Source organism: Halococcus agarilyticus, assembly GCF_000334895.1.
GTDB lineage: Archaea > Halobacteriota > Halobacteria > Halobacteriales > Halococcaceae > Halococcus > Halococcus agarilyticus.
Genome location: NZ_BAFM01000009.1, coordinates 19,208 through 42,688 on the forward strand (window position 1 = coordinate 19,208; position 23,481 = coordinate 42,688).

The window sequence follows — 23,481 nt, forward strand, 5'->3', positions numbered from 1 at the left end:
TAACACGCCCTGTTGAGTATCGATGGGTATGTTGGCACAGACGGTCGCGGCGACCGAGATCGATCTGCTCGTGGTGTTCATGATCGCCGCGGGCGTCGGCATCTTCGTCGCGAAGGTCGGTCGGTTCCCCTATACGATCGCGCTGCTGATCGCCGGGTTCGGGATCTCCGTCATTCAGACCGTCATCGGGGTCGATCTGTTCCCCTTCGAGCTCTCACACGACCTCATTCTCCTGGTGCTCCTCCCGCCGCTACTGTTCGAGGGCGCGGCGACGACCGAGATCGACTCGTTCCGGGCGAACCTCGTTCCGATCCTCGCGATGGCCGTCCCCGGGCTCGTGATATCGGTGCTCGCGCTCGGGTTCGTCGGGCAGTTCGCGTTCGGGTTCTCGATCCTGCTCTCGCTGTTGTTCGCCGCGATGATCCTCCCGACCGACCCGGTAAGCGTGCTCGCGCTGTTCAAGGAGCTCGGGGCGCCCGAACGCCTCGCGACGCTGGTCGAGGGCGAGAGCCTGCTGAACGACGGCGTCGGCGTCGTCGTCTTCACGGCTCTATTGGCGCTCGCCGAGGAGTCCCAGCAGTCCGGCACGCCCGCTGCAGAGCTGCTGACACCATCGCGAATCGGCTCGACGGCGATCGACATCGGGATTTCGAGCGTCGGCGGGATGGTCGTCGGTCTCGTCGCCGGATACGCCGTCTACCGGGTGATGGCGAACCTCGACGAACACATGACCGAGATCGTGCTCACCCTCATTCTCACCTACGGGAGCTTCCTGCTGGCCGAACACTACTTCCACGTCTCGGGTGTAATCGCGACGGTGGTGGCGGGGCTGTTCATCGGCAACCGTGGGGCGGAGTACGCGATGAGTCCCCAGACCAAGCTCTCGGTGTTCAACACGCTCGAGACGGCTGCGTTCATCGTCAACACCTTCATCTTCGTCGCGATCGGTGCGACCACGCCCGTCCAGAGCCTCGTCACCTACGCCGGCCCGATCCTGATCGCGATCCCGCTCGTCCTCCTCGCACGCGCCATCGCGGTCTACCCGCTCACCGCGATCGCCAATCGGTTCGTGACCCGTGAGGTCCCCCGCAACTACCAGCACGTGATGCTCTGGGGCGGGCTCCACGGCTCGATCCCGATCGCGCTCGTGCTCGGTCTCCCGGCGGAGTTCGCCCAACGCGCTCAGCTCAACGCGATGGTGTTCGGGGTCGCCGCGTTCAGTCTCGTGGTCCAGGGGCTCTCGATGGCCCAGCTGCTCGATCGGCTCGACATCGTGACCCAGTCGGACGACAAGCGCCTCTACGAACTCCTCACCGGCCGGGAACGCGCCACCGGCGCCGCGCTCGAGGCCGCCGAAGAGCTCCGCCAGCATGGCGACATCCCGAGCAACGTCTACGAGGATTTCACCGCGGAGTACGAACGCGAGCAGGAGGACCTCCACGAGGCGATCTCCCGGCTCATGCAGGACAACCCCGAGCTCCGGCGCGAGGAGCTGCTGGTCGGCGAGCGCCGGCTGCTCCAGCGCGAGAAGGGGGCGATCCAGGACGCGATGCGCGACGGCGTCATCGCCGACGACGTCGGCGATCGGCTGCTCGAAGAGGTCGATCTCAAGCTCGATCGGGTCAACGACGGCGAGAGCACCGTCGACGAGGGTGAGGAGGAGTACGAGGAGTTCTGGCGCACCCAGGCGAACGAGTTCGGGCTCGACACCGAACCACGACGCGAGGGCGCGGACGACTAATCGAACGGCGCGTTTCTGGCTGTGGATGGCTCTCGGGCGTCAGGAAAACGGGCGCAAAACCGCCACCACCGACCGTGAGACGCTGCTCGCGCCTTTCAGAACGGGGCCTGCGGCCCTTCGTCGTCGTCACCGCCGCCCTCGCCGGGGAAGGAGGGGCTCATCCCGCCGCCGCCGAAGCCGGCGTCGCCCGCGCCGCCGCCGTCCATCCCGGTGTTGGCGTGAACCTGTTCGATCTCGGGGATCTCCTTGACCATCCGGCTCTTAATCGCCTGGATCGTCATCGGCGAGATGCCACAGCCCGAGCAGGCACCGCCGAGCTGGACGGTGACCTCGCCCGACTCGCGGTCGAGGTCCTGGATCGCGGCGCTCCCGCCGTGCATCTGGATCTGAGGGAAGTTCCGGCGCAGGAAGTTCGAGATCTCCTCGCGCAGGTCGTCGTCGCTCCCCTGGGTTTCCGTGCTCATGATCGTACTCGTCGGTAGGGCGTCCCTCTTCTTAGGCCTTTGGTCCGCCCTCGTCGAGCCCGAACACCGCCGCGAGTTCGGCTTCGAGCGTGTCGACGTACTCCGCGAGAACGCCCTCCAGTTTCTCGTCGTCGACCACCACGCCGGTGACGCGCTCGGCAGGATCGTCGGGGAGTTCGATCCTGAACCCTTCCTCACTATGTCCGTCGTCTTCGCCGCTCTCGTCGGCTTCGTCGTAGAACGGTTCGCTCTCGTTCAGGATCTGCTGGTCGATGGCGTGGATCAGTTCGGAGTCGTAGCGCTCGCCCATCGCCTCGAAGGCGTTCCGGTAGGCCGTCTGGAGTTCGGGGAAGTAGTGCTCGTACTTGTCCTCGAACTTCGCGGGGCTGAACTCGGTCATGATCGGCCCGTCGGGCGGGACGGACTAAAGCGGGACGATCGGTGCGCTGGGTCGGAAGCGCGTTCGACGACTCACGCCGACGCCTGCCGTTCCGCAATCGGTTTGTGGCCCGTGACTGAACGATCGGTATGGATCCGCGCGTCAGCGACCACGCCGACGTCCTCGTCGAACACTGCTGTGATGTGACCGCCGACGACAACGTTCTCGTCCGTGCCCCGCCGGCCGCCGAGGACCTCGTGGTCGCGCTCTACGAACGCCTCGGCGAGCGCGGCGCGCGACCCGCCCTCCACTGGGGCAGCGCACGGGCCGGGCGGGCGTACGCGAGGGCGATGGATCCCGAGGAGTACCGCACCGCCGATCACACGCTCGCCGAGATGAAAGCAACCGATATCGTGTTCATGATCGGCGGGTCGCGAAACACCGCCGAGACCAGCGACGTCGCCCCCGAGATGAGCGCGGCGCGGGGCCGGGCCCGCGAGCCCATCCTGAAGGAGCGCCTCGACACCCAGTGGGTCATCACCCAGCACCCCACCGCGGGCAACGCCCAGAAGGCCGAGATGAGTACTGAAGGATACGAGGCGTTCGTCTACCGTGCGGTGAACAAGGACTGGGACGAACAGCGCGAGCACCAGGCACAGCTCGTCGACCTCCTCGATCCCGCGAGCGAGGTCCGCATCGTGAGCGGCGACACAACCGACGTCACGATGTCGGTCGACGGGATGGACGCCATCAACGACGATGGCGAGATGAACATGCCCGGTGGCGAGGTGTTCACCGCCCCCGTGCCCGACTCGGTCGATGGCGAGGTCCTCTTCGACAAGCCCCTCCTCCGGAGCGGCCGGGAGATCGAGGACGCCTTCCTCCGGTTCGAGGACGGCGAGGTGGTCGAGCACAGCGCCGAGCAAAACGAGGAACTGCTCACCGCGATCCTCGACACGGACGAGGGCGCGCGCCGGCTCGGCGAGCTCGGCATCGGGATGAACCGCGACATCGACCGGTTCACGTACAACATGCTGTTCGACGAGAAGATGGGCGACACCGTTCACATGGCTGTCGGGGACGCCATCGGCGAGTGCGTCCCCGAGGACGCCGAGAAAAACGAGAGCGCCCAGCACGTCGACATGATCGTGGACATGGCCGAAGACTCCCGGATCGAGATCGACGGCGAGGTGATCCAGCGCAACGGTACGTTCCGCTTCGAGGACGGTTTCGAGACGTAGCGCCCGTCGTTTTTGGCGCAGATTTTTGCGAGGCCCGAGCGGAGCGAGGGCGAGCAAAAAGGTGCGACTGGTACGTTCCGCTTCGAGGACGGTTTCGAGGATCCGGCGACCGACACCAAAATCGACAACCAAAAAACAGAAGCGATGTTCTGGAAATCGTTATCCGGCACCCGATCGACGCACGGGGTATGGACCCTCGCATCCACGACCACGCCGAGGTCATCGTCGAGCACTCCACGAGCATCGAGCCTGACGACGCCGTCTCGATCACCGCCCCGCCGGCCGCGGAGGACCTCGTGATCGCGCTCTACGAGAAGCTCGGCGAGCGTGGCGCGAACCCCTCGACCACGATGAGCAGCAGCCGCGCCAGGCGGGCGTTCATGCGCGCGAGCGAGCCCGACGACTTCGAGCTTCCGGCCCAGTCGATGGCCGCGGTTGAGGCCGCGGACGTGTTCATCCAGATCCGAGCGGCGACGAACACCCACGAGACGGGCGACGTCGCACCCGAGAAGAACGCCGCCTACGGGGCCGCGATGAAACCCCTCAGCGACGAAGTGATGGACAAGCGCTGGTGTGGCACCCAGTTTCCCACACACGGCAACGCCCAGGACGCCGAGATGAGCTCCGAAGGATACGAGGCGTTCGTCTACGACGCGGTGCTCAAAGACTGGGACGCCCAGCGCGAGCACCAAGAACAGCTAGTCGAGATCCTCGACCCCGCGAGCGAGGTCCACATCGTGAGCGGCGACACCACCGACCTCCGGCTGAGCGTCGACGGCATGGTCACCCAGAACGACTACGGCGAGAACAACCTGCCCGGCGGGGAGGTGTTCACCGCTCCCGTCCCCGACAGCGTGGAGGGCGAGGTGCTGTTCGACAAACCGGTGATGGCACAGGGCCGTGAGGTCAACGGCGTCTCGCTCCGATTCGAGGGCGGCGAGGTGGTCGAGCACAGCGCCGAAAGGAACGAAGACGTGCTCACTGCGATCCTCGACACCGACGAGGGCGCACGCCGCCTCGGCGAGTTGGGGATCGGGATGAACCGCGACATCACGCAGTTCACGTACAACATGCTGTTCGACGAGAAGATGGGGGACACCGTCCACCTCGCGGTCGGGCGAGCCTACGAAGAGACCGTTGGCGAGGACCGTGAGCGAAACGAGAGCGCGATGCACCAGGACATGATCGTGGACATGAGCGAGGACTCCCGGATCGAGGTCGACGGCGAGGTGATTCAGCGCGACGGAACCTTCCGGTTCGAGGACGGCTTCGAAGAGTAGCGTTTCGTCGGATTCCGTTGTAAGGGCCCGTAGCGGGATCAACGGGTCAGCCGATGGGATGTTTTTACGAATACCCTGCTTGGGACGCGCCGTACCGGAACCCGCCGCTCACGCGACTCAAATGAGGGCCGCAGGCCACTCCCTCCCCAACCGATTCGCTCGGTCACTTCGTTCCTTCGCTCATCCCTCGCACGAGTCGTGCGCACCGCGCACTCCCGCGCGCCAACCCGCTTCCGCCGCAACCGCACCGACGCTGTTTGTCGCTCGGTTTCGACGACGGCTTTGTCCTGAGTCCCCGTGGCAAAAGTTGCGTTTCGAAACTGGTTTGGACGACCCAGCGGGTGAGTGAGTATGGACCCCCGCATCCGCGAGCACGCCCATCTGATCGCCGAGGCCGTCGATCTCTCGGCGGGCGACGAGTTCGTCATCAAGTCCGAACCACCGGCCGACGACCTCGTGACTGCGCTGTACGAGATCGCCGGCGAGCGCGGCGCACACCCGCTCGCGGTGCGCACGAACCGAAGCGGCCGGGCGATCCGGGCGTACCTCCGGGCGGCCGACGAGGCCGACGTCGAGTTCGAGACGCCGGGCCACCAGCAGGCGTTGATCGAGGCAGCCGACTGCCACGCCATCATCCGCGCCCACCAGAACGTGACCGAGCTCGGCGACGTCGACAGCGAGACGAACGCCGCCTACGAGAGCGCCCACAGCCCGATCCTCGACGAGCGCCTCGGCGACCGCTGGACACTGACCCAACACCCCGCGCCCGCGAACGCCCAGCTCGCCGAGATGAGCACCGAGGCCTACGAGAACTTCGTCTACGACGCCGTTCTGAAGGACTGGGACGAGCAGGACGGGTTTCAGGCACAGATGGTCGAAATCCTCGACCCCGCCGATGAGGTCCGGATCGTCTCGGGCGAGGGGACTGACGTGACGATGTCGGTCGCCGGCAACCACACCATCAACGACACGAACACCAACAACCTGCCTGGCGGCGAGGTGTTCACCGCCCCCCAGCCGGACAGCGTGGAGGGCGAGGTCCACTTCGACAAGCCGGTGTACCGCCGCGGTAGCGAGATCACCGATGTCCGACTGAGCTTCGAGGACGGCGAAGTGGTCGAACACAGCGCCGAAAAGAACGAGGACCTCCTGACGTCGATCCTCGACACCGACGAGGGCGCGCGCCGGCTCGGCGAGCTCGGCATCGGGATGAATCGCGACATCACCGAGTTCACGTACAACATGCTGTTCGACGAGAAGATGGGCGACACCGTCCACATGGCGGTCGGACGGGCCTACGAAGCGAACGTCGGCGAGGACAACGAACAGAACGGGAGCGCCCAGCACGTCGACATGATCGTGGACATGGGCGAGGATTCGCGGATCGAGGTCGACGGCGAGGTGGTCCAACGGAACGGCACCTTCCGGTTCGAGGACGACTTCGACGAATAGCGGCCTAGAACCCCTCTGTGTGCGGCCGCAAGTCGAGTTCGAGTGTCCACGCGCTCCGATCCTGTTCGACGAGATGCCAGTAGCTTTCGGCGATGGCGTCGGGATCGAGGTACTCCTCCGGACTCCCGACCTCGCGTCCTGGTGGGCGGATGCCGCCGTCGATGACGACGTGGGCGACGTGGATCCCCTCGGGGCCGAGGTCGCGCGCCATCGACTCGGCCATTCCCCGGACCGCGAACTTCCCGGCCGAGAACGCGAGTGCGCCGTCGTTGCCTCGTACTGAGGAGGTCGCGCCGGTGAAGATCACCGTCCCGCCGTCGTTGTCGAGCATGTCCTCGACGGCCTCCTGCGAGCAAAGGAAGCCGCCGCGCGCGCCGACCGCGAGCGCCTCATCGAACTCCTCCGTCGAGAGGTCCCGTAGCCCCTTCCACGCACCGCCGCTGGCGTGGTTCACGAGTACGTCCACGGGGCCGAATGCCTCACGAACGGTCTCGAACCCCGCTGCGACCGCTTCCGGATCGGTGACGTCGGTCGGGACTGCAAGCGCGTCGCCAGGCGCTTCGTCGAGTTCGTCCGCGAGATCCTCCACGAACTTGGCCGAGCGCGCGAACAGTCCCACGTCGCAGCCTTCCGCCGCGAACTTCCGGACGATCGACGCGCCGAGCCCTGGGCCGACGCCCGCGACGACGACTGTGCGTGTCATGGTCGACTCAGTGGACGAGCGACCAAAACCGTTCGGCGGCCGGCGGTGGCGGTTGCGGTTACGGTGGCGGTGCCTGGCGGATGAAGGGCGAGGGCGCGAGCGCAGCGAGCGGCCGAGGGCTTCAGCGGTGCGGTTGCGGTCGGGTGTGAGAGGTAGCGTCCGCGCGAGCGAAGCGAGCGCGGTTCGCCGCGAGTGTGCCGAAGGCGAACGAGCGGGTGTTTTTCATGAACGTTTTTGCGAGGAGTGGTTCGCGAGCGAAGCGAGCGCACCCGACGAAGCAAAAACGTTCGGGCACGGTGGGATTCGAACCGGAACCAGACGTGCTCGCTCGCTTCGCTCGCTGCGCGCGACTGGTAGGGTTCGAATCCCGCGCGGTTCGCTCTCCGCTCCTCACGTCCGTTCGTCGCAGAAGAGCGGGCACGACGGGATTCGAACCCGCGACCGTTTGGTTAGAAGCCAAACGCTCTCTCCGGACTGAGCTACGTGCCCTGCTCGGGAGTTCGCGCCGTCGGTGAAAAGCAGTCGGGTCTGGTGCGGAACGCTTACCCCCGTCTCCGGCCAATCGGCGCTCAATGGGAGTCATCGGTATCGTCGGGCTGCCGGGCAGCGGCAAGAGCGAGGCCGCGGCCGTCGCCCGCGAGGCGGGGGTGCCCGTGGTGACGATGGGCGACGTCATCCGGCGCGAGTGTCGCGATCGCGACCTCGATCCCGCGACACACCACGGCGCGGTGGCGAGCGCGCTCCGCGAGGAGGGGGGGAAGGGAGCGATCGCCGAGCGCTCGCTGCCGATCGTCGAGGACGCGCTCGAATCGGCCGACACCGTGCTGGTCGACGGCATCCGCTCGGACGTCGAGGCAACACGGTTCGAGACGGCGTTCGGCGAAGCGTTCACGCTCGTCGCTATCGAGGCCCCCTTCGAGACCCGGGCCGAGCGCGTCGATTCGCGCGGACGGGACACCCCGGCCGCGGCGGGCGGCGAGAGCCTCGAAGCGCGCGACGAGCGCGAACGCGGGTTCGGGATGGACGACGCGATCGCCGACGCCGATCTCACGATCGCGAACACCGACTCGCTCGACGTGTTCCACGAGCGCGTCCGCGCGCTGCTCGACGGACGGACGGACGCGGTCGAGGTGGAGCGGGGTGGCGAGTCGTGATCTACCGGGTCGACGTCCAGATCACTGCGCCGGTGCGCGACACCGAGGTCACGGATCGCGTCGCCGACGCGGTGGCGAACCTCTTCCCGGAGGCCAACGTCGAGCGCGAACCGGGAGAGATCCGCGCCGAGACCCACTCGCTCGATCACTTCTCGGAGCTCCTCCACCGCCAGTCGATCCTCGACTCCGCCCGGGGCGAGTTCTTCGACGGCCGTCAGGGCGAAACGCTCTCCTTCGACCTGAAAAAACAGGCCGCGTTCGAGGGCGTGGTCAACTTCGCGGTCGGCGAGCCGAGCGAACTCGGCGAGATCCACGTCCGGGTGCGCGTCCACGAGCCGTCGGTCGAGGAATACGTCGATCACGTCGCGCCGTCGACCGAGGATGGAACCCCGATCACCGACGATCCGTAGCACGGTCCGCGCTCGCCTCGTCGAATCCGCTGACGAAGATCGCCAGCCACTCGCTCGTGTCACGCTTTCGACGCACTTCGACTGTCTCGACCCACTTCACCCACTGGAACCCGCGCCGACCGGGCGCGACGAGCCGGAGAGGAAAGCCGTGGCCATGAGAGAGTCGCTCGCCGTCGACGTGGGTCGCGAGCAGCGCGTCGCGCGCTTCATCGAGAGGGAGGCTCCAGCGATAGCCCGTCACCGATCGAAAGGAGATCCACTCCGCCTCGTCGATCGGTTCGGCGCTATCGAGGAGGTCGCCGACCCGGACACCCCGCCAGGCGTGCTCCGAGTACCAGCCGCTGGTGCAGTCGAGCACGGCACGGCGTCCTTCGTCGGAGTCGATCGTTTCGCTGTCGAGTGAGAGTTCGCGCTCGACCCGGCCACCGATCCGGAGCTGCCAGTCGTCGGGATCGATCGGATCGGGATCGTCGGCGACCCAGCTCGTGACCGGGAACGCGTTTCCCTCGCCGCTGCCGTCCTCGCGCGACCCGGTGAACCGGTGATCCGCGCCCGCGAGCCCGAACAGCCGGTTGGCCTCGCGCTGGAGTCGCCACGTCAGCGCGCCAAAGCCCACGACGGCGAGGCCGCTCAGTGCAGTCCGTCGTCCGGCGAAATCGTCGGTGCTCGGGGCCCGGAACCGTCCGCGCAGGTGGACGAGCAAGAGGGGAACGACGAGCACGCCGAGCGCCATGTGGACGAACAGCCCCGTCCACGGACCGATCCCGAAACGGCCACCGAACGTCCAGTAGGCCCCGGTGGCGAGCGCCGCGATGGCGACGATCCCCAGCAGAATCGAGAGCGGGGTGTATCGGTCCCACGCCACTCGGTCGGTCACTCGATGGCGCACCCGGCGGAGTTTCCAGAACAGCAGGAGGACGAGCGAGAGCCCGCCGATCCCGTGGGTCACGAACACCCACGCGTCGCCGGTGCGTCCCGAAACGAGCCCGAGCAGGCCGGTGGCGACCGCGAAGCACACGGCTCCGAGGATCGACCAGTCGACCAGCCGCGGCGGGAGTTCGAGACGCGACCCCATCGTTTCGAGTACGGTTTCTAGGCGGTTGAGCCCTGCGCCCGCTCGGGACGATCGACCGCTCAGCCGTACGACCGCTCGGCGACCGTTTCTCCCACCTCGTTCCGCACCGTCACGGTGTCGCCGTCGTTGTTCCAGACGGCTCCCGACGCTCCCCAGTACAGCTCGCTCGCGGTGTCCGATCCGGTCCCCGTGTGGAGCGTGACCCGCTCGCCTGGTCCGAGCGCGAATTCGCTCGGGAACGTGTATCGGTGATCGGCAGCGTCGCTCACGGTCCAGCCGCCGAGGTCGATGCGTGTCTCCCCCCGATTCTCGAACACGATTCGCTCCCCGTTGGGGTTCGCGTTGTCGTTGCCCGGTGCGTCCGGCTCGATATCGGTGATCACGAGTCCACCCGGTTCCGACCGTTCGCCGGTCGTCGCTCCCGATTCGGTGCTATCGGTCGCACACGTCCAGAGACCGAGTCTCTCCCGCTGGGCGCGTGCCTCGGCCCGATCGAACCGCTCGCGACCCGCGAACGAGGTGTCGTACACCCGGGCGTACCCCTCGGCGACGAGGCGATAGTTGACCGCAGTCCCGTCGTGCCGGACGAACGCCAGCAGCCGGCCGTAGCGGTCGCGGCGGTCGCCGCCGGCCACGAGGCGCACCTGCTCGTCCGCGAGGGCCCGTTCGACGAACGCGCTCGCGTTCCGGCCCGCGTCCCGGAGACAGGCGCTCCCTGCTTCGCTGTCGGGGACTCCCTCGAACTCCGGTGGATCGTTCGCGACGTGGACTTCCGGGGTGTCGACGCCGAGCAGCCGAACCGTATCGATCGTTCCGTTCGCGTATCGGACCTCGATGGTGTCGCCGTCGACGACCCTGGTAACGGTCGCTGCCCGCCCTCCCGGTCGGTCGACGGTCGTTCCGCTCGTGGCAGTCGCCGCCGGAGCCGTCGTGATGCTAGGTGTCTCGACCGTCGACGTCGTGGGCTCGGTCGTCCCCGGCGTCGTTCCCGCGCAGCCGGCGAGGACGACACAGGCCACGAGAACCCACGCGAGGCGGCGCATACCCACACGATCGCGTCATCCCTTCTAAACCTTCGGACGTGTCTCGGGTGTCCCGTTTCGGGTTCCGGGCTCAGATCACGATCTGGACGACCCCGAACAGCACGAGCACCCCGAGCACGTCACAGACGTTCGTCACGACCGGGATCACGAGGTCGTCGGGGTCGAGTCCGTACCGGTAGGCGGCGTAGGTCGCCACGATCGTGACGGCGACGGCGAGCACCGCGAGCACCGCGCCGCTCGCGGTCGCGACCAGCACCACCGTCGGGAGTGCGAGCCTCGAGCCGGCGGTGAGTGCGGTGAGCGCCCACGCGCCAGCACCGACGACCGGGAAGACGGTGAGCGCGAGCCCCACGGTGGCGACGGCGTTGCCCGCGAGGGTGTCGTCGGTCGGGGAAAAGGAGAGCGTGCCGAGGTGGAAGGCGGTCGAGAGCCGCGCGGCGAGCACGCTGCCCAGATTACCCGCCGTGCCGATCGTGACCGGCACGAGCACGAGCAGCGCGGGGTAGCGGAGGAGGGTGGCCTCGAACGAGCCGAGCACGAACCCGCTCCCGAGTTCGACGAGCGTGAGCACGACGAGGACGGGCAACAGCGCCCGCGTGATCGCCCGGAACGTCCACTCGGTCGGCACTCAGCCACCCCCGAGCGCGAGCACGATCCGCACCGCGAGCAACAGGTAGGCGATCCCGAACACGTCGCCGGTGGTGGTGACGAGCGGCCCGACCAGCGTGTCGGGGTTGTACCCCCGCCGGTAGCCAGCGAACACCGCGAGTACGACCACCGTCGAGAGCGTCACGCCCGAGAGCAGCCCGGCGAGTACCGAGATCCCGACGAGCGTGGCGAGCGGCGCGGGCGACGCCGCAAGTGCCCACAGGACGACGTACGCCGCGGTCGCGGCGAACGCGCTCGCGAGCAATCCGTTCGCGATCGACGCCGCAACCGCCGACCGGAGCCGAGGGTCGCCGCCGCGCACGCGAGGTTCGACGAGGCCCTGGTGGAGCGCGGTGGCGATCCGCGCGCCGAGTGAGCTGTAGACGTTGCCCCGCGTCGCGAGCAGCGCGGGCACGAGCACGAGAAGTCCGGATACCGCTCGGAGTTCCTCACGCATCCCGCCGAGGACCACGCCCGCGAGAAGGCCACCGACGAGGCTCGCCGACAGCGCCGGCAGCGCCTCGCGGTAGGCCTCGCGCGCGACCTCGGCGACGGTCATCGGTTGGTCGAGACGCGCCGAGGACAAAAAGCCGGCCGCATCGATCGTGGCTCCCGACACCCATCGTCATCGGTATTCGAGCACGTCGACGACGGCTCCGGTTTCGGGGTGCGTCAGGTCGTCGTCGGCGGAGACGACCGGCGCATCCAGCTCCCGTCCGGTCGCAGCGATCAGCGCATCGCAGCCATCGAGATACGGTCCCTCCGGGCCGACCTCGTCCGCGATTTCGGCCGCGGTAACGGCGAGCTGCTCGTCGACTCCGTATACCTGCCCCCACGCGAGGGCCTCCACAGCACCGGCAACGTCCCCGTCGGGAAGATTCCCCTCGCCAGCGAGCACCTCCGCGTAGGCCGGCGTAGGCATGATCCACGCCTCCGCTCCGCCACCGTACTCCTCGTAGAAGTCCTTCGTCGCGGAGACGCCGCCGAGATAGTCGATGAGGAAGGTCGCATCGAGAACCTTCATCGGGAGCTCAGCGCTCGCGCCTCATCCGACGCTTTCGCTTCTCCCGTGTCTGCCGGCGTCCTTCGCGGACGCGTGCTGCCTCCTCGTCGGACCAGCGACCGAACCCGTCCTCGAAACTCGCCGCAGGCTGTTCGGCGAGCATCCGTTCCAGCACTTCGTTGTACGACTCGCCGGCGCGTTTTTGCCGTTCGAGTTCACGCTTCACCCCGCTGCTGACGCGGATCTGCTCGTCGGCGATCCCCATGCGTTGACGGTGGCGTTGACAACGAATAACTGTTCGGCCGACGCTTCGTCGACAGTACTGATCGACCCGACTGTCGGAATATTTTTACTTCGACATATCGTCGCCGGACCCGAATGTGGAGTTCCCGTGAACGAGCCGTGTTGTATTTGCTGCTCGTCTTCGGTGGCGGGGCTGTTCTGATCGTCGATACCGTGTTCGATCTCACGGTTTCGACGGACAGCTACACCGTTCCGTTCGGTCTAATGACCGGCTTTGCGTTTCTTGTTGGTGGCGTGTTCCAGCTCATCGAAATCGCTAATCGGCGACGCACACGAGCCATCGGTTGGGTCGGCCTGGCCATCGGTCTCGCCCTCGCCTTCGTCGTCGATGGGTTCGTGGCGCAAGGCCCGTTCGTCTACTACGCCGGCATCGCGGCGCTGGTCGGTACTGGTATCGCTCTCTTCTCCATGTTCTCTGGCTCCAACCCCGAGGACCGCGCGAACGCTTCGTAGCCTTACCCGAACGGTCCGCCACCACCCCCCATCCCACCCATTCCGCCCATGCCGCCGCCGCCCTCGCCCTCCATCCGCTTCATCATCCGCTGCATGTCGGCGTCGCCCATCCCCTGGAACTGTTTCAACGTTCGTTCCATCATGCGGTGCTGCTCTAAGAGTTCCTGGACCCGCTCTTCGGGCTGGCCGCTGCCGCGCGCGATCCGGCGAGTCTGGCTCGCGCCCACGGATCGGGGGTTTTCGAGCTCGTCTTCGGTCATCGAGTCCATCACGATGTCGAAGCTCCGCATCCGATCCTGGGTGACGTCCATCGCGTCGTCGGGGAGCTGGTCCTTGATCCCGCCGCCCAATCCGGGGATCATGTCGAGCACCTGATCGAGCGGCCCCATCTTGTTCATCGCGTCCATCTGGTGGCGCATGTCCTTCAGGGTGAACTGGCCATCCAGGATGTCCTCGGGATCCCAGTCCTCCTCGTCGGTGTCGGTGTCGGCCATCGCGCGCTCGACCCGCTCGGCGAGCTGCTTGAGGTCGCCCATCCCCAGCAGTCGGGAGATGAACCCGTTGGGCTCGAAGCGCTCGACGTCCTGTACCGTCTCACCCGTCCCGAGAAACGCGATCGAGGAGTCGGTCTCGTTGACCGCCGTGAGTGCGCCCCCACCCTTCGCGGTCCCATCGAGCTTGGTGATCGCGACGCCGTCGATCCCGATGGCCTCCTCGAAGCGCTGGGCCTGGTCCTTCGCTCCCTGGCCCAACGCCGCGTCCATCACGAGCAGGCTTCGATCGGGTTCGACGACCTCATCGATTTCCTGGATCTCGTCGATCAGCCCCTCCTCTAAGGCGTGGCGACCCGCGGTGTCGACGATGTGGATGTCGGCCTCCTCGGTCGCCGCCAGCCCGTCGCGGGCGATCTGGACGGGGTCGTCGGCGTCGGGGTCGCCGTAGAAGGTGACTTCCGCGCGTTCGGCCATCTCCTTCGCCTGATCGTACGCGCCTGGTCGGAAGGTGTCGGTCTGGATCACCGCTGGCCGGAGCCCCTTCTTCGAGAACCACCACGCCATCTTCGCCGCGGTCGTGGTCTTCCCCGACCCCTGGAGCCCCGCGAGCAGGATGGTCTGGGGTTCGAGAGGCAGATCGGTCGACTCGCCGACGAGGTCGACCATCTCCTCGTAGACGATCCGGAGGACGAAGTCCCGAGCCGTGGTGCCGCCGGGGGGCTCCTCTTCGAGCGCGCGCTGCTCGATGCTCTCGGAGAGCTCCATCACGAGGCCGATCTCGACGTCGGCCTGGATCAGCGAGCGCTGGATTTCTCTCACTACTTCCTCGACGTCTTCCTCGTCGAGCCTGGTCTTTCCCTGAAGTCGGTCGAGGGTTCCCCGAAGGGAACTCCCGAGATCGTCGAGTACCATTTGCGGGAGCTACGTCGTGTGGCTGGTAAAGGCTTGTCCGTCGAACTGTGTGGCTGAGGGCCGTTCTGGTTACGAGGCTGTAGCGTCGAAACGAGTGGAACCGATAGTGAAACGCCCACTTGCCCGAGACAAATGAGTACCGCAAGCCACACCCTCCCCAGCCGATTCGCTCCGCTCGCGTTGCTCACGGGTCGCCTTCGCTCCCCGTTCGCTTGGCGGCCCTCACTACGTTCGCGCCGCCCACTGCTCGCTTCGCTCATCCCTCGCGCGAGTCGTGCGCTTCGCGCACTCCCGCGCGCCATCCGCCGTTACCCGATCAATCCCGTGACCCACAGCACCGCGGCCGTCGCGCCGACGCCGAGCACGAACAGAAACCCGTTCGCGAGCGTGCTCGATGCGCGAGCGAACCCGAGCGAGAACCGACGGGCCGACAGCGGCCAGAACGGCGCGATCCCCATCGGCGTCAGCCAGTCGGCGATCAGATGGGCGACGACCGCCAGCGCACCGAGTCCGAACCCGAACGAGGCAAGCAGCCGTGGCTCGAACATAACTAGCTCAGATCCGAGAAACCAGCCGACTGCACCGCATACGAGCCCAACGATCACCGCGAACCCGAGCGTGTGGGTCGGGCCTCGATGAGTGACATACGGAAGCCGCATATCGATGTCTGGCAGCATGGCGAGCCAGATCATCACCGCGAACCCGGCAACAGCGAGCGCGACCCGCCCGGTCGAAAGCATCGCATAGCCAGCTGGGGCGTAGCAAAGCAGCCCGACGCCGATGTGGCCCTGGCGGTACACACCTGTTCTTCTCCCCGACCTACTCCTCGCCGCCGAGCAGCCGGTCGACGAGCACGTCGGGATCGAACCGCTCGATGTCGTCGTAGCCTTGGCCAGTGCCCAAAAAGAGGATCGGCTTGCCGGTGACGTGGGCGATCGAGATCGCCGCCCCGCCCTGGGAGTCGGCGTCTGCCTTCGCCAGAATTGCGCCGTTGATCGCCGCGGCGTCGTCGAACTCCTCGGCACGATTGGTGGCGTCCTGGCCCGCGACCGCCTCGTCCACGAACAGCGTCATGTCGGGATCGACCACCCGATCGATCTTTGCCAACTGGGCCATCAGGTCGTTCGAGGTGTGGAGCCGACCCGCCGTATCCCCCAACACCACGTCGATATCGTTCGCCTCGGCGTACTCGACGGCGTCGTAGAGCACGGCGGCGGGATCCGAGCCCTGGTCGTGGGCGATCAGCTTCTTTCCCAACCGGTCTGCGTGCTCGCCCAACTGCTCGTTCGCGCCCGCCCGATAGGTGTCGCCGTTCGCGAGCACGGTCGAAAGGCCGCGCTCCTCGAAGTAGCGTGCGAGCTTCGCGATCGTCGTCGTCTTCCCGACACCGTTGATTCCCGTGAAGACGATCGTCACGGGTTTGTCGGCTGCGGCGATTCGCTCGTCGAAGTCGAACTGACCGACGCTGATGACCTCTCGAAGTGCCTCGGCGAGCGCCTCCTCGACCACCGTGCCGGTGGTCTTGACCTGGGCGCGGGTCGCGCCAGTGAGTTCCTCGCGGAGTCGGTCAAGGATCGCCTCGGCGACGCTCATCTCGACGTCGCTTTCGAGCAGCGCCATCTCGAGATCGAATAGGGGATCGTCGAGCTCGCCCGCCTCGATCAGTGACTGCCCCGTGGCGAACAGCTTCGCGCGCGTCCCGAGACCGAGATCGCTTCCCTCCTCATCGTCACTCTCCGCCTCGTCCGCTTCTCGATCGTCGTCCGTCCTCGATGTCGACCATCCTCGACGTGCCGCGTCGGCGGCGGTCTCCGTGGACCGCTCCGCCGCCGGCTCCGTTGGCTCGTCTGCCGTCGCCGATGCGGGTTCACCGTCGGGGCCTTCCGTTTCGGGGCCCGCGTCGCTTTCGACTCCCGCTGACGCCGCCGTCGTGGTCCCCGGCTCCGTCTCGGCTCCGGCTTCTGCCTCGACGTCGCCCTCATCGTCGGGAGCGTCGGGTTCGGCCTTCTCGCTCTCGATTTCACTCTCGGCTTCGGGGTCTGCGGCCTCACTGGCCGCCTCGTCGAGTTCCTCCTCGGCGTCGCGCTGGAAGGAGGAGAGCTTGTCCTTGAGTCCGTCGAACATCGTCCGGCCTTACTCGTCGTCGTCCGCTTCCTCGCCCATGCCGCCCATCTGGCCCTGGAGCTGCTGCATCTGCTGTTGTTGCATCTGCTGGGCCTGCTGTTCGAGCTCGTTGCGTTCGCCCTCGACCTCGGTGATCTCCTCGCGGACCTCCTCGATCCGGTCGTCGAGCGCGTCGCGTTTGGTTTCGAGGGTGTCGATCGCGCCCTCCTTGTCGCGCTCGGCGGCGTACCCGCCACCGAGGCTCACCACTGCCTCGTCGATATCCTGGATCTCGGCCCGGACGTACGCGTCGCCGCCGAGCGGGACCTGAACTGTGGAGCCGCTTTCGAGCGCGTCGAGCGCCTCGGTCGCCTCGTCGATCTCGCGCTGCTCCTCCTGGAACTCCTCGATCTCCTGTTCGAGCGCCTGCTCGTGGCGTTCGAGGTTCTCGATCTCCTCGGAAAGCTGTTCGAGCTGGCCGCCACCGCCGCCACCACCGAGGCTCATCGGCTGTCCCCCTGCACGGCAGTCGCTTTCGATCGATGCGTTTCGGGTGTCACGAACTCGTCCATACCCCGGTTGGGCGGGCGCGCCGGAAGTATGTTGTCTTACCTGCTCACTCGATGTAGCCGAGCGCGTCCTCGATCCGACCGAGCTCTGGCCCGGTCGTCTCCTCGCCCGCGACGTACCCGTGAGAGTTGGCGAGCAGTCCCGACCCCACCACCGGCGCACCGTAGTTGATGGTCCCGATGTCCGCCGGAACGCCGAGCAGCTCCTCGACGTGATCCAGCTCCTCGTCGGTGCTTTTCGGATGGCAGAGCACGCCCCGATTGGTGGCGACCGCCGCCGTGCCGACAGTTCGAACGCCAGCGAGTGCACCCCGATCGGCCGGCACGTCGAGATGTTCCTCGACGGTCGATACTGCCTCGTCGGGGAGATCCGGGTGGAGGTACGCCCCGTGGTCGTTCGCGAGCACGACGTTGCCGGCGGCGTTGATCCGGCCGGGCAGCTCCGCCACGGGCACGTCGAGCGCGTCGTCGAGCCGGTCGCGCTCGACGTCGGTGAGACGGCTGCTCGTCACCAACCCGTTGGAGTTGCCCGCGACGAGCGCGCCCACGGTGCCGGAGCCGGCGACCGTGGTTCGCACCGCGGAGACGCCGAGCTCGTCGGTCAGCGCCGCGAGAAGGTCGTCGTCGACGTCGGGTCGAACGAGCACGCAGTCGTCGGTGGCTCGGGCGAAGACGCCGACGTACGCCGAACCGGAAAAGGCCGCGCGGAGCACGCTACTCCGCGTGCTCGGCTTCGACCACGCGCTCGCCTTCCTCCTCGAACCGGGCCGCCCGCACGCGGAGCTTGCTCGGGGGGTTGCCCCGGCCGCGCGCCCAGACCGCCTCGTTGATGGAGGGGTCGAGCCGCACCGCGTCGTGATCGGTCTTGAAGTGCTGTGCGAGGTGATCCCGGATGATCTTCATCGCCCGGTCCGCACCCTCGTGGTTCGCGCCCGCCTTCACGTCCCGGAGCGGGACCGTCACGACCCGCTCCTCGAAGTCCTCGGCGCTCATTCGTCCGTGTCACTCCGCCGCCAGTTGCGCCGTTTCGGGTTGCGCATCGTGTCGCGGTCGGTCTTCATGATGACCCACGCCGGCACTCGGGAGTTCTGGCGTTCGAGCTTCCCCAGCCGCTTCTTCTTGGCTTTCGAGTTCTTGCCCATGATGGACGCATTCGGCCGGCGTGGCTTAAATCGTTGTTCCTTCACACCCACCTTTTGCTACGGTCGCTCACTCCGGTCGCTCTCTGCTCGCGGGCCGAAGGCCCGCTCGCACGGTACGAGGGACGCGAAGCGTCCCTCGCTACTCCAAAATGTGGATCAAAAGCCACCGACAGAGCTTCGCTCTGCCGAGCCTGCGTTCGCTTCGCTCACGCAGACTCCGGCACTCCACTCGCTTCGCTCGGGGGTTCCTCGGCCCGCTCACTCGCCCGCGGCTCGTTCGCGGTGCAATCACTGACGTTCCGCCACCGGACCGCGACGACCACACCCTCCCCAGCCGATTCGCTCCGCTCGTTTCGCTCACGGGTCGCTTTGCTCCCCGTTCGCTTGGCGGCCCTCGCTGCGCTCACGCCGCCCACCCCTCGCGTCGCTCATCCCTCGCGCGAGTCACGCGCTTCGCGCGCTCCCGCGCGCCACCGCTACGTCCAGCAACAAATCACCTCCAGCAACAAACGTCCCTCAGAAAACAGGATACGCCCTCACAACTCGAAGCGCTCGACGGTCGTGTACTCCGGGCCGTCGTCGGCGAGCACGCTCTCGGTCAGTCGGACCTCGTCCACGTTGAGCGCCCCGACGGTGGGATCGCTCTCGCGGAGCGCGCGCTGGACCCGATCCTTGCCGCCGGCGTGATCCATCCGGGCGATCGTCGCGTGCGGCGTGAACTCGTGATCGGCGGGATCGAACCCCATCTCGGTGGTTCGATTCTCGATCGCTCCGTGGAGCCTGGCAAGCTCGTCGCCACCCTCGCGGACGCCGACCCAGATCACGCGGATGTACTCCTCGCTCGGGAACGCGCCGAGCCCGCCGAAGACGGCCGCGAACGGCTCGACACCCGCCTCGTCGATCGCGTCGGCCAGATTCGCCGCGAGATCCGACACCCGCTCTTCCTCGACCTCGCCGAGGAACTTCAGCGTCACGTGGACGTTCTCGGGATCGGTGCGTCGCACCCCGCTCGCGTCGCCGACCCGCTCCTGAACGCTCCTGATCTCCGCGGCGAACCCGTCGAGATCGACGCTCACGAACAGTCGCATACCGAGCGTACGCGGTCGTAGCCCTTAATCACGGTCGTCGTCTATGGATACCCATGACCGACGACGAGTCCGAACGCGCCCCCGACGCCGAACGGAATCGCGATGCCGCCGACGACCACGATCCTCGCCCCGCAGCCGACGAGCCCGTCCCCGATCCCGCCGACGACGCCGCGGACGACCACCAGTTCTCCGCGGGTCAGGGGTTCGGCGAGCCCGAGGGGTTCGATCTCGACCCGCCCGAGCTCTCGGTCGACCCGAGCGAGGTCGATCCCGTCGACTCGCGCGCGGTGGCCGACCTGCTCGACGAGCGCCAGCTCGGTGCCGGTGACGTGGATGCCGAAGAACTCGTCGACGTGGGGCTGAACTACCTCCGGATCAACCGCTACGAGCAGGCGACTGAAACGCTGGAACGCGCCGCCCGCTTCGCCGACGACGAGTCGACCGAACAGGAGGCGTGGGTCAACAAGGGCGCGGCCCACGCCGAACTCGAAGAGTACGACGAGGCGATCGGCGCGCACCAGGAGGCGCTCCGGATCGACGATCGGAGCGAACACGCCGCGAGCGCCGAGACCAACCTCGCCTCGGCGCTCTGGGAGGCCGGCCGGTCCGAGCAGGCGCTGGAACACGCCGAACGCGCCGTCGAGATCGACGCACGCTTCCCACAGGCGTGGTTCAATCGCGGCTTTTTCCTGCTCGAACGCGGGCTCGCGAGCGAGGCGCTCGACGCGTTCGACAACGCGATCCGGCTGGGATTCCGAAACGCCGAGGTCATCGAGGAGAAAGCGCGCGCGCTGGAGGAAACCGGCGAGGACGAGAAAGCCGAGGAGCTCGCCGCGGAGGCGCGCGAACTCCGCGAGGAGGCCGAAGAGGAGCTCGTCCGTGATCGTCAACGAGCGTGAGACGCCCGAGGGCCGCCTGGTCTCGGTCTGCGACTCCGATGTGCTCGGCGAGACCTTCGCAAACGGCGAGATCGACTTCGAGGTGAACGAGGAGTTCTACGACGGCGAGCCCGCCGACGAGGAAGAGGTGGTGGCGAGTCTCGCGGGTGCGCGGGTGGCGAACATCGTCGGGACCGACGCCGTGGCGCTCGCGGTCGAGCACGGGTTCGTCGACGAGGAGAGCGTGCTCGATCTCGGCGAGACCCGCCACGCTCAGCTGTTGCGTCTGGAGTGAGTCGTCTTACTCGTCGACCATGCCGCCGAACGCCTCGATCGGGACGCCCTCCATCGAGTCCATGTCGAGGCCGTGGCGCTCGGCGGCCAGCGAGACCTCGAACACCGACTCGCGGTCGGGGGCCTCGAACACCACGAGGAAGTCGTACCGCCCGAGCAGCGCGTAGGTCTCCTGGAGTTCGGCCTCGACCTCCTCCAGTTCGATGTTGATGTCGCCCCAGAGCGAGGCGAGCTCCTGGAGGTCCTGAAACTCGGCATCGACGACTTCGACGAGCGCAACCCAGGTCTGCATGGCCGGCGTTCCGACCGCGGCAACTAAAACCGTTCCGGCCGACCCGTCGCCGGCACCGACGTTTCGTCGTTCTGATCGCGAACAGTCGGTATCCACTCAGCACTCGTCGCTCCCACGAACGGGTGTCGGCTTGCAACTGCCGACGGGGAGCTTTACCCGTTCGCGTCCGGCGTAGTTCCATGAGCCACTCCACGACCGTCGGTTGGTCGCTGTTCACCTCCGGTATCGTCACGCTGCTGTTGGTCTGGGTGCCCGGCGATTCGCTGTACTGGGGGCTCGCGCTGCTCGTGCTCGGACTGCTGGTGATGTCGCGCCGCGTCGTCTGAGCGCCACGAGCGCGTGCTGACCGAAGGAATGTTCCCCTTGCGGACCCTACGAACCGCCAATGAGCAGTCAGACCGCCGAACCGCTCGATGTGGAACGAGTGCGAGGCGAGTTCCCGATCCTCGAACGCGAGGTGGGCGACGGCCAGCGCCTCGCGTATCTCGACAACGCCGCCACGAGCCAGACGCCCGATCGCGTGGTCGACGCGATGAGCGACTACTACCGGGGCACCAACGCGAACGTCCACCGGGGGATCCACCACCTGAGCCAGGAGGCCTCGATCGCCTACGAGGAGGCCCACGACCGCCTCGCGGAGTTCGTCGGGGCGTCGGGCGGTCGCGAGGAGATGATCTTCACGAAGAACACTACTGAAGGGCTGAATCTCGTGGCGTACGCGTGGGGACTCAACGAGCTCGGTGAGGGCGACGAGGTCGTCCTGTCCGAGATGGAACACCACTCCTCGCTGGTGACGTGGCAGCAGATCGCCAAACGCACCGGTGCGGACGTGCAGTATATCGAAATCGACGACGAGGGCCGTCTCGACATGGACCACGCCCGCGAGGTGATCGGTCCCGACACCGAGATGGTCTCGGTCACCCACGTCTCGAACACGCTCGGCACGATCAACCCGATCGGCGACCTCGCCGATCTCGCTCACGAACACGACAGCTACATTTTCGCCGACGGTGCCCAGGCTGTCCCCCACCAGCCCGTCGACGTCGAGGCGCTCGACGTGGATTTCTACGCCTTCTCGGGCCACAAGATGTGCGGACCGACGGGGATCGGCGGGCTCTACGGCAAGAAAGCGATCCTCGAAGCGATGGAGCCGTTCATGTACGGCGGCGGGATGGTCCGGAAGGTCGAGTTCGAGGGGACGACGTGGGCCGACCTGCCGTGGAAGTACGAGGCCGGCACGCCGCTGATCGCGGAGGGGATCGCGCTCGCCGAGGCCGCCGATTATCTCGACGAGATCGGTCTCGATCGGATCGATCGCCACGAGCGCGACCTCGCCGACTACGCAGTGGAACGGTTGGAAGAGTTCGACGACGTCGAGATCTACGGCCCACCGGCGGGCGAGCGCGCGGGCCTCGTCTCGTTCAACCTCGACAGCGTCCACGCCCACGATCTCGCGAGCATCATGAACGACCACGGCGTGGCGATCCGGCCCGGCGACCACTGCACCCAGCCGCTCCACGACGTGCTCGGCACGGCGGCCTCCGCCCGTGCCTCGTTCTATCTCTACAACACGAGAGCCGAGGTCGACACTCTCGTGGACGCGATCGACGACGCCAGGCAGCTGTTCGCGTAGGCTGTCGGATCCTGCCCGGAATCCTTTTGCGTCGCACGCCCGTACCCCGATTCACTATGAGCATGGGTTCGGACATGTATCGCCAGCAGATCCTCGATCACTACAAGAACCCGCGCAACTACGGCGATCTCGACGATCCCACCTTCAGCCACGTCGGCGAGAACCCGATGTGCGGTGACGAGATCAAAGTCGACGTCAACCTCGCCGACGACGGCGAGACTATCGAGTACGCCGCCTTTTCGGGCGAGGGTTGTGCGATCAGTCAGGCGAGCGCAAGCATGTTGACCGACGAACTCCAGGGGATGACGCTCGACGAACTCGACGAGCTCGACCGCGACGACGTCATCGACCTCCTCGGGGTGGACATCAGCCCGATGCGAGTGAAGTGTGCGGTGCTCGTCGAGATGGTGGCCCAGGACGGCGCGGCGATCCATCGGGGCGAGGAGACCTCGATCGAGAAGACCACGACTGAATAGCGGTTTTTGCTGCGGTTGCGGTGCGGGGGTAGTGCGGTTGCGGTGCCTGGCGTCCTGCGTTCGCAGTGCGAACGCAGTGGCTCGGGAGAGCGAAGCTCTCCTGGCGGATGAAGGGCGAGCGAACGTAGTGAGCGAGGGCTTCGGCGGTGCTGTGCGGTTCGCGGAAGGCTAGCAGCTCTACCGTGAGCGAGGCCGCAGGCCGAGCGAGCGGGTGTTTTTCATGAACGTTTTTGCGAGGGGTTGAGCGAACG

General features: G+C 66.9%; 30 protein-coding genes and 1 tRNA gene. 12 read left to right on the plus strand and 19 right to left on the minus strand.

The features are described 5' to 3' along the window. The first annotated feature begins 28 nt into the window (after nucleotides 1–28). Nucleotides 29–1,741, plus strand: a complete 1,713-nt coding sequence (locus tag TX76_RS08545; RefSeq protein ID WP_049901588.1) for a cation:proton antiporter — start codon at nucleotides 29–31, stop codon at nucleotides 1,739–1,741. Between the two features lie 95 nt (nucleotides 1,742–1,836). Here the strand turns inward: TX76_RS08545 and TX76_RS08550 are convergent, their stop codons facing one another. Beyond that, nucleotides 1,837–2,205, minus strand: coding sequence for an iron-sulfur cluster biogenesis protein NfuA (locus TX76_RS08550; protein WP_049901590.1), 369 nt, complete (start codon nucleotides 2,203–2,205; stop codon nucleotides 1,837–1,839). Nucleotides 2,206–2,236: 31 nt separating this feature from the next. Next, nucleotides 2,237–2,605 (minus strand): DUF5783 family protein, encoded by a 369-nt coding sequence (locus TX76_RS08555; RefSeq protein WP_049901592.1) that lies wholly within the window; start codon nucleotides 2,603–2,605, stop codon nucleotides 2,237–2,239. Nucleotides 2,606–2,733: 128 nt separating this feature from the next. Here TX76_RS08555 and TX76_RS08560 point away from each other — a divergent pair, with 128 nt between their 5' ends. The 3 genes from TX76_RS08560 (at nucleotide 2,734) to TX76_RS08570 (ending at nucleotide 6,557) form a co-directional block, all read left to right on the plus strand. Next, nucleotides 2,734–3,825, plus strand: coding sequence for an aminopeptidase (locus TX76_RS08560; RefSeq protein WP_049901594.1), 1,092 nt, complete (start codon nucleotides 2,734–2,736; stop codon nucleotides 3,823–3,825). Nucleotides 3,826–4,013: 188 nt separating this feature from the next. Next, complete coding sequence (locus TX76_RS08565) at nucleotides 4,014–5,105, plus strand: aminopeptidase (RefSeq protein WP_049901596.1); 1,092 nt, start codon at nucleotides 4,014–4,016, stop codon at nucleotides 5,103–5,105. A 351-nt stretch (nucleotides 5,106–5,456) separates the two neighbouring features. Continuing rightward, on the plus strand, nucleotides 5,457–6,557 hold the full coding sequence (locus TX76_RS08570) for an aminopeptidase (RefSeq protein WP_049901598.1): 1,101 nt from the start codon (nucleotides 5,457–5,459) through the stop codon (nucleotides 6,555–6,557). 4 nt (nucleotides 6,558–6,561) lie between these two features. Here the strand turns inward: TX76_RS08570 and TX76_RS08575 are convergent, their stop codons facing one another. Further along, a complete protein-coding gene (locus TX76_RS08575; protein ID WP_049901600.1) occupies nucleotides 6,562–7,260 on the minus strand; it encodes an SDR family NAD(P)-dependent oxidoreductase in 699 nt (232 codons plus the stop codon). A 414-nt stretch (nucleotides 7,261–7,674) separates the two neighbouring features. Then, a tRNA-Arg gene (locus TX76_RS08580) sits at nucleotides 7,675–7,749 on the minus strand. Between the two features lie 83 nt (nucleotides 7,750–7,832). Between TX76_RS08580 and TX76_RS08585 the strand changes: the two genes are divergently transcribed. Together TX76_RS08585 and TX76_RS08590 are read left to right on the plus strand one after the other, a co-directional pair. Further along, nucleotides 7,833–8,414 carry an AAA family ATPase gene (locus TX76_RS08585; protein WP_049901602.1) on the plus strand — a complete coding sequence of 194 codons (582 nt, stop codon included), beginning with the start codon at nucleotides 7,833–7,835 and terminating at the stop codon, nucleotides 8,412–8,414. Then, entirely contained in the window at nucleotides 8,411–8,824 is a 414-nt protein-coding gene (locus TX76_RS08590; protein ID WP_049901604.1) for an RNA-binding domain-containing protein, read from the plus strand. Before TX76_RS08585 ends, TX76_RS08590 begins: the two co-directional genes overlap by 4 nt. Here TX76_RS08590 and TX76_RS08595 read toward each other — a convergent pair. The 6 genes from TX76_RS08595 to TX76_RS08620 form a co-directional block, all read right to left on the minus strand. Next, a complete protein-coding gene (locus TX76_RS08595; protein ID WP_049901606.1) occupies nucleotides 8,808–9,899 on the minus strand; it encodes a molybdopterin-dependent oxidoreductase in 1,092 nt (363 codons plus the stop codon). The genes TX76_RS08590 and TX76_RS08595 overlap by 17 nt on opposite strands. Before the next feature lie 59 nt (nucleotides 9,900–9,958). Then, on the minus strand, nucleotides 9,959–10,942 hold the full coding sequence (locus TX76_RS08600) for a lamin tail domain-containing protein (protein WP_049901608.1): 984 nt from the start codon (nucleotides 10,940–10,942) through the stop codon (nucleotides 9,959–9,961). Nucleotides 10,943–11,012: 70 nt separating this feature from the next. Continuing rightward, on the minus strand, nucleotides 11,013–11,570 hold the full coding sequence (locus TX76_RS08605) for a magnesium transporter (RefSeq protein ID WP_049901610.1): 558 nt from the start codon (nucleotides 11,568–11,570) through the stop codon (nucleotides 11,013–11,015). Further along, nucleotides 11,571–12,149 carry a magnesium transporter gene (locus TX76_RS08610; RefSeq protein ID WP_049901612.1) on the minus strand — a complete coding sequence of 193 codons (579 nt, stop codon included), beginning with the start codon at nucleotides 12,147–12,149 and terminating at the stop codon, nucleotides 11,571–11,573. It lies immediately after the preceding gene. Nucleotides 12,150–12,215: 66 nt separating this feature from the next. Beyond that, entirely contained in the window at nucleotides 12,216–12,614 is a 399-nt protein-coding gene (locus TX76_RS08615; protein ID WP_049901614.1) for a PIN domain-containing protein, read from the minus strand. A 7-nt stretch (nucleotides 12,615–12,621) separates the two neighbouring features. After that, nucleotides 12,622–12,858: an antitoxin VapB family protein gene (locus TX76_RS08620; RefSeq protein ID WP_049901616.1), complete on the minus strand. Its 237-nt coding sequence runs from the start codon at nucleotides 12,856–12,858 to the stop codon at nucleotides 12,622–12,624. Between the two features lie 146 nt (nucleotides 12,859–13,004). Between TX76_RS08620 and TX76_RS08625 the strand changes: the two genes are divergently transcribed. Next, nucleotides 13,005–13,349, plus strand: coding sequence for a hypothetical protein (locus tag TX76_RS08625; protein WP_154019043.1), 345 nt, complete (start codon nucleotides 13,005–13,007; stop codon nucleotides 13,347–13,349). 2 nt (nucleotides 13,350–13,351) lie between these two features. Here TX76_RS08625 and TX76_RS08630 read toward each other — a convergent pair whose 3' ends face one another. The 8 genes from TX76_RS08630 to thpR form a co-directional block, all read right to left on the minus strand. Beyond that, nucleotides 13,352–14,755 carry a signal recognition particle protein Srp54 gene (locus TX76_RS08630; protein WP_049901621.1) on the minus strand — a complete coding sequence of 468 codons (1,404 nt, stop codon included), beginning with the start codon at nucleotides 14,753–14,755 and terminating at the stop codon, nucleotides 13,352–13,354. Nucleotides 14,756–15,063: 308 nt separating this feature from the next. Continuing rightward, nucleotides 15,064–15,555: a metal-dependent hydrolase gene (locus TX76_RS08635; RefSeq protein ID WP_049901623.1), complete on the minus strand. Its 492-nt coding sequence runs from the start codon at nucleotides 15,553–15,555 to the stop codon at nucleotides 15,064–15,066. 19 nt (nucleotides 15,556–15,574) lie between these two features. Continuing rightward, nucleotides 15,575–16,879, minus strand: coding sequence for a signal recognition particle-docking protein FtsY (gene ftsY, locus TX76_RS08640; RefSeq protein ID WP_049901625.1), 1,305 nt, complete (start codon nucleotides 16,877–16,879; stop codon nucleotides 15,575–15,577). A gap of 9 nt (nucleotides 16,880–16,888) precedes the next feature. After that, nucleotides 16,889–17,365, minus strand: a complete 477-nt coding sequence (gene pfdA / locus TX76_RS08645; RefSeq protein WP_049901627.1) for a prefoldin subunit alpha — start codon at nucleotides 17,363–17,365, stop codon at nucleotides 16,889–16,891. 109 nt (nucleotides 17,366–17,474) lie between these two features. Next, a complete protein-coding gene (locus tag TX76_RS08650; RefSeq protein WP_049901629.1) occupies nucleotides 17,475–18,140 on the minus strand; it encodes a translation initiation factor IF-6 in 666 nt (221 codons plus the stop codon). 1 nt (nucleotide 18,141) lies between these two features. Further along, on the minus strand, nucleotides 18,142–18,420 hold the full coding sequence (locus TX76_RS08655; protein WP_049901631.1) for a 50S ribosomal protein L31e: 279 nt from the start codon (nucleotides 18,418–18,420) through the stop codon (nucleotides 18,142–18,144). Next, complete coding sequence (locus TX76_RS08660) at nucleotides 18,417–18,569, minus strand: 50S ribosomal protein L39e (RefSeq protein ID WP_049901633.1); 153 nt, start codon at nucleotides 18,567–18,569, stop codon at nucleotides 18,417–18,419. Before TX76_RS08660 ends, TX76_RS08655 begins: the two co-directional genes overlap by 4 nt. A 536-nt stretch (nucleotides 18,570–19,105) precedes the next feature. Further along, nucleotides 19,106–19,657 (minus strand): RNA 2',3'-cyclic phosphodiesterase, encoded by a 552-nt coding sequence (thpR, locus tag TX76_RS08665; protein WP_049901634.1) that lies wholly within the window; start codon nucleotides 19,655–19,657, stop codon nucleotides 19,106–19,108. A gap of 53 nt (nucleotides 19,658–19,710) precedes the next feature. Between thpR and TX76_RS08670 the strand changes: the two genes are divergently transcribed. Next, nucleotides 19,711–20,556, plus strand: coding sequence for a tetratricopeptide repeat protein (locus TX76_RS08670; RefSeq protein ID WP_049901636.1), 846 nt, complete (start codon nucleotides 19,711–19,713; stop codon nucleotides 20,554–20,556). After that, entirely contained in the window at nucleotides 20,537–20,830 is a 294-nt protein-coding gene (locus TX76_RS08675; RefSeq protein ID WP_049901637.1) for a DUF424 domain-containing protein, read from the plus strand. Before TX76_RS08670 ends, TX76_RS08675 begins: the two co-directional genes overlap by 20 nt. A 6-nt stretch (nucleotides 20,831–20,836) precedes the next feature. Here TX76_RS08675 and TX76_RS08680 read toward each other — a convergent pair whose 3' ends face one another. Then, nucleotides 20,837–21,121 (minus strand): GYD domain-containing protein, encoded by a 285-nt coding sequence (locus TX76_RS08680; RefSeq protein ID WP_049901639.1) that lies wholly within the window; start codon nucleotides 21,119–21,121, stop codon nucleotides 20,837–20,839. Nucleotides 21,122–21,300: 179 nt separating this feature from the next. On the opposite strand from TX76_RS08680, the gene TX76_RS18085 reads away from it, so the two are divergent. The 3 genes from TX76_RS18085 to TX76_RS08690 are packed head-to-tail and all read left to right on the plus strand — an operon-like array spanning nucleotide 21,301 to nucleotide 23,230. After that, a complete protein-coding gene (locus tag TX76_RS18085) occupies nucleotides 21,301–21,447 on the plus strand; it encodes a hypothetical protein (protein ID WP_195156031.1) in 147 nt (48 codons plus the stop codon). 59 nt (nucleotides 21,448–21,506) lie between these two features. Continuing rightward, on the plus strand, nucleotides 21,507–22,754 hold the full coding sequence (locus TX76_RS08685) for an aminotransferase class V-fold PLP-dependent enzyme (RefSeq protein ID WP_049901642.1): 1,248 nt from the start codon (nucleotides 21,507–21,509) through the stop codon (nucleotides 22,752–22,754). Nucleotides 22,755–22,810: 56 nt separating this feature from the next. After that, nucleotides 22,811–23,230, plus strand: a complete 420-nt coding sequence (locus TX76_RS08690) for an iron-sulfur cluster assembly scaffold protein (protein ID WP_049901643.1) — start codon at nucleotides 22,811–22,813, stop codon at nucleotides 23,228–23,230. Nucleotides 23,231–23,481 lie beyond the last annotated feature (251 nt).

Bases quoted from the DNA above. Each gene is read 5' to 3' on its own strand.
- TX76_RS08655 (WP_049901631.1), bottom strand. From the start codon at position 18,420: ATGAGCGCCGAGGACTTCGAGGAGCGGGTCGTGACGGTCCCGCTCCGG.
- TX76_RS08560 (WP_049901594.1), top strand. From the start codon at position 2,734: ATGGATCCGCGCGTCAGCGACCACGCCGACGTCCTCGTCGAACACTGC.
- TX76_RS08610 (WP_049901612.1), bottom strand. From the start codon at position 12,149: ATGACCGTCGCCGAGGTCGCGCGCGAGGCCTACCGCGAGGCGCTGCCG.
- ftsY (WP_049901625.1), bottom strand. From the start codon at position 16,879: ATGTTCGACGGACTCAAGGACAAGCTCTCCTCCTTCCAGCGCGACGCC.
- TX76_RS18085 (WP_195156031.1), top strand. From the start codon at position 21,301: ATGAGCCACTCCACGACCGTCGGTTGGTCGCTGTTCACCTCCGGTATC.
- TX76_RS08600 (WP_049901608.1), bottom strand. From the start codon at position 10,942: ATGCGCCGCCTCGCGTGGGTTCTCGTGGCCTGTGTCGTCCTCGCCGGC.
- thpR (WP_049901634.1), bottom strand. From the start codon at position 19,657: ATGCGACTGTTCGTGAGCGTCGATCTCGACGGGTTCGCCGCGGAGATC.
- pfdA (WP_049901627.1), bottom strand. From the start codon at position 17,365: ATGAGCCTCGGTGGTGGCGGCGGTGGCGGCCAGCTCGAACAGCTTTCC.
- TX76_RS08565 (WP_049901596.1), top strand. From the start codon at position 4,014: ATGGACCCTCGCATCCACGACCACGCCGAGGTCATCGTCGAGCACTCC.
- TX76_RS08595 (WP_049901606.1), bottom strand. From the start codon at position 9,899: ATGGGGTCGCGTCTCGAACTCCCGCCGCGGCTGGTCGACTGGTCGATC.
- TX76_RS08555 (WP_049901592.1), bottom strand. From the start codon at position 2,605: ATGACCGAGTTCAGCCCCGCGAAGTTCGAGGACAAGTACGAGCACTAC.
- TX76_RS08660 (WP_049901633.1), bottom strand. From the start codon at position 18,569: ATGGGCAAGAACTCGAAAGCCAAGAAGAAGCGGCTGGGGAAGCTCGAA.
- TX76_RS08670 (WP_049901636.1), top strand. From the start codon at position 19,711: ATGACCGACGACGAGTCCGAACGCGCCCCCGACGCCGAACGGAATCGC.
- TX76_RS08575 (WP_049901600.1), bottom strand. From the start codon at position 7,260: ATGACACGCACAGTCGTCGTCGCGGGCGTCGGCCCAGGGCTCGGCGCG.
- TX76_RS08570 (WP_049901598.1), top strand. From the start codon at position 5,457: ATGGACCCCCGCATCCGCGAGCACGCCCATCTGATCGCCGAGGCCGTC.
- TX76_RS08630 (WP_049901621.1), bottom strand. From the start codon at position 14,755: ATGGTACTCGACGATCTCGGGAGTTCCCTTCGGGGAACCCTCGACCGA.
- TX76_RS08620 (WP_049901616.1), bottom strand. From the start codon at position 12,858: ATGGGGATCGCCGACGAGCAGATCCGCGTCAGCAGCGGGGTGAAGCGT.
- TX76_RS08690 (WP_049901643.1), top strand. From the start codon at position 22,811: ATGAGCATGGGTTCGGACATGTATCGCCAGCAGATCCTCGATCACTAC.
- TX76_RS08685 (WP_049901642.1), top strand. From the start codon at position 21,507: ATGAGCAGTCAGACCGCCGAACCGCTCGATGTGGAACGAGTGCGAGGC.
- TX76_RS08550 (WP_049901590.1), bottom strand. From the start codon at position 2,205: ATGAGCACGGAAACCCAGGGGAGCGACGACGACCTGCGCGAGGAGATC.
- TX76_RS08680 (WP_049901639.1), bottom strand. From the start codon at position 21,121: ATGCAGACCTGGGTTGCGCTCGTCGAAGTCGTCGATGCCGAGTTTCAG.
- TX76_RS08615 (WP_049901614.1), bottom strand. From the start codon at position 12,614: ATGAAGGTTCTCGATGCGACCTTCCTCATCGACTATCTCGGCGGCGTC.
- TX76_RS08585 (WP_049901602.1), top strand. From the start codon at position 7,833: ATGGGAGTCATCGGTATCGTCGGGCTGCCGGGCAGCGGCAAGAGCGAG.
- TX76_RS08545 (WP_049901588.1), top strand. From the start codon at position 29: ATGTTGGCACAGACGGTCGCGGCGACCGAGATCGATCTGCTCGTGGTG.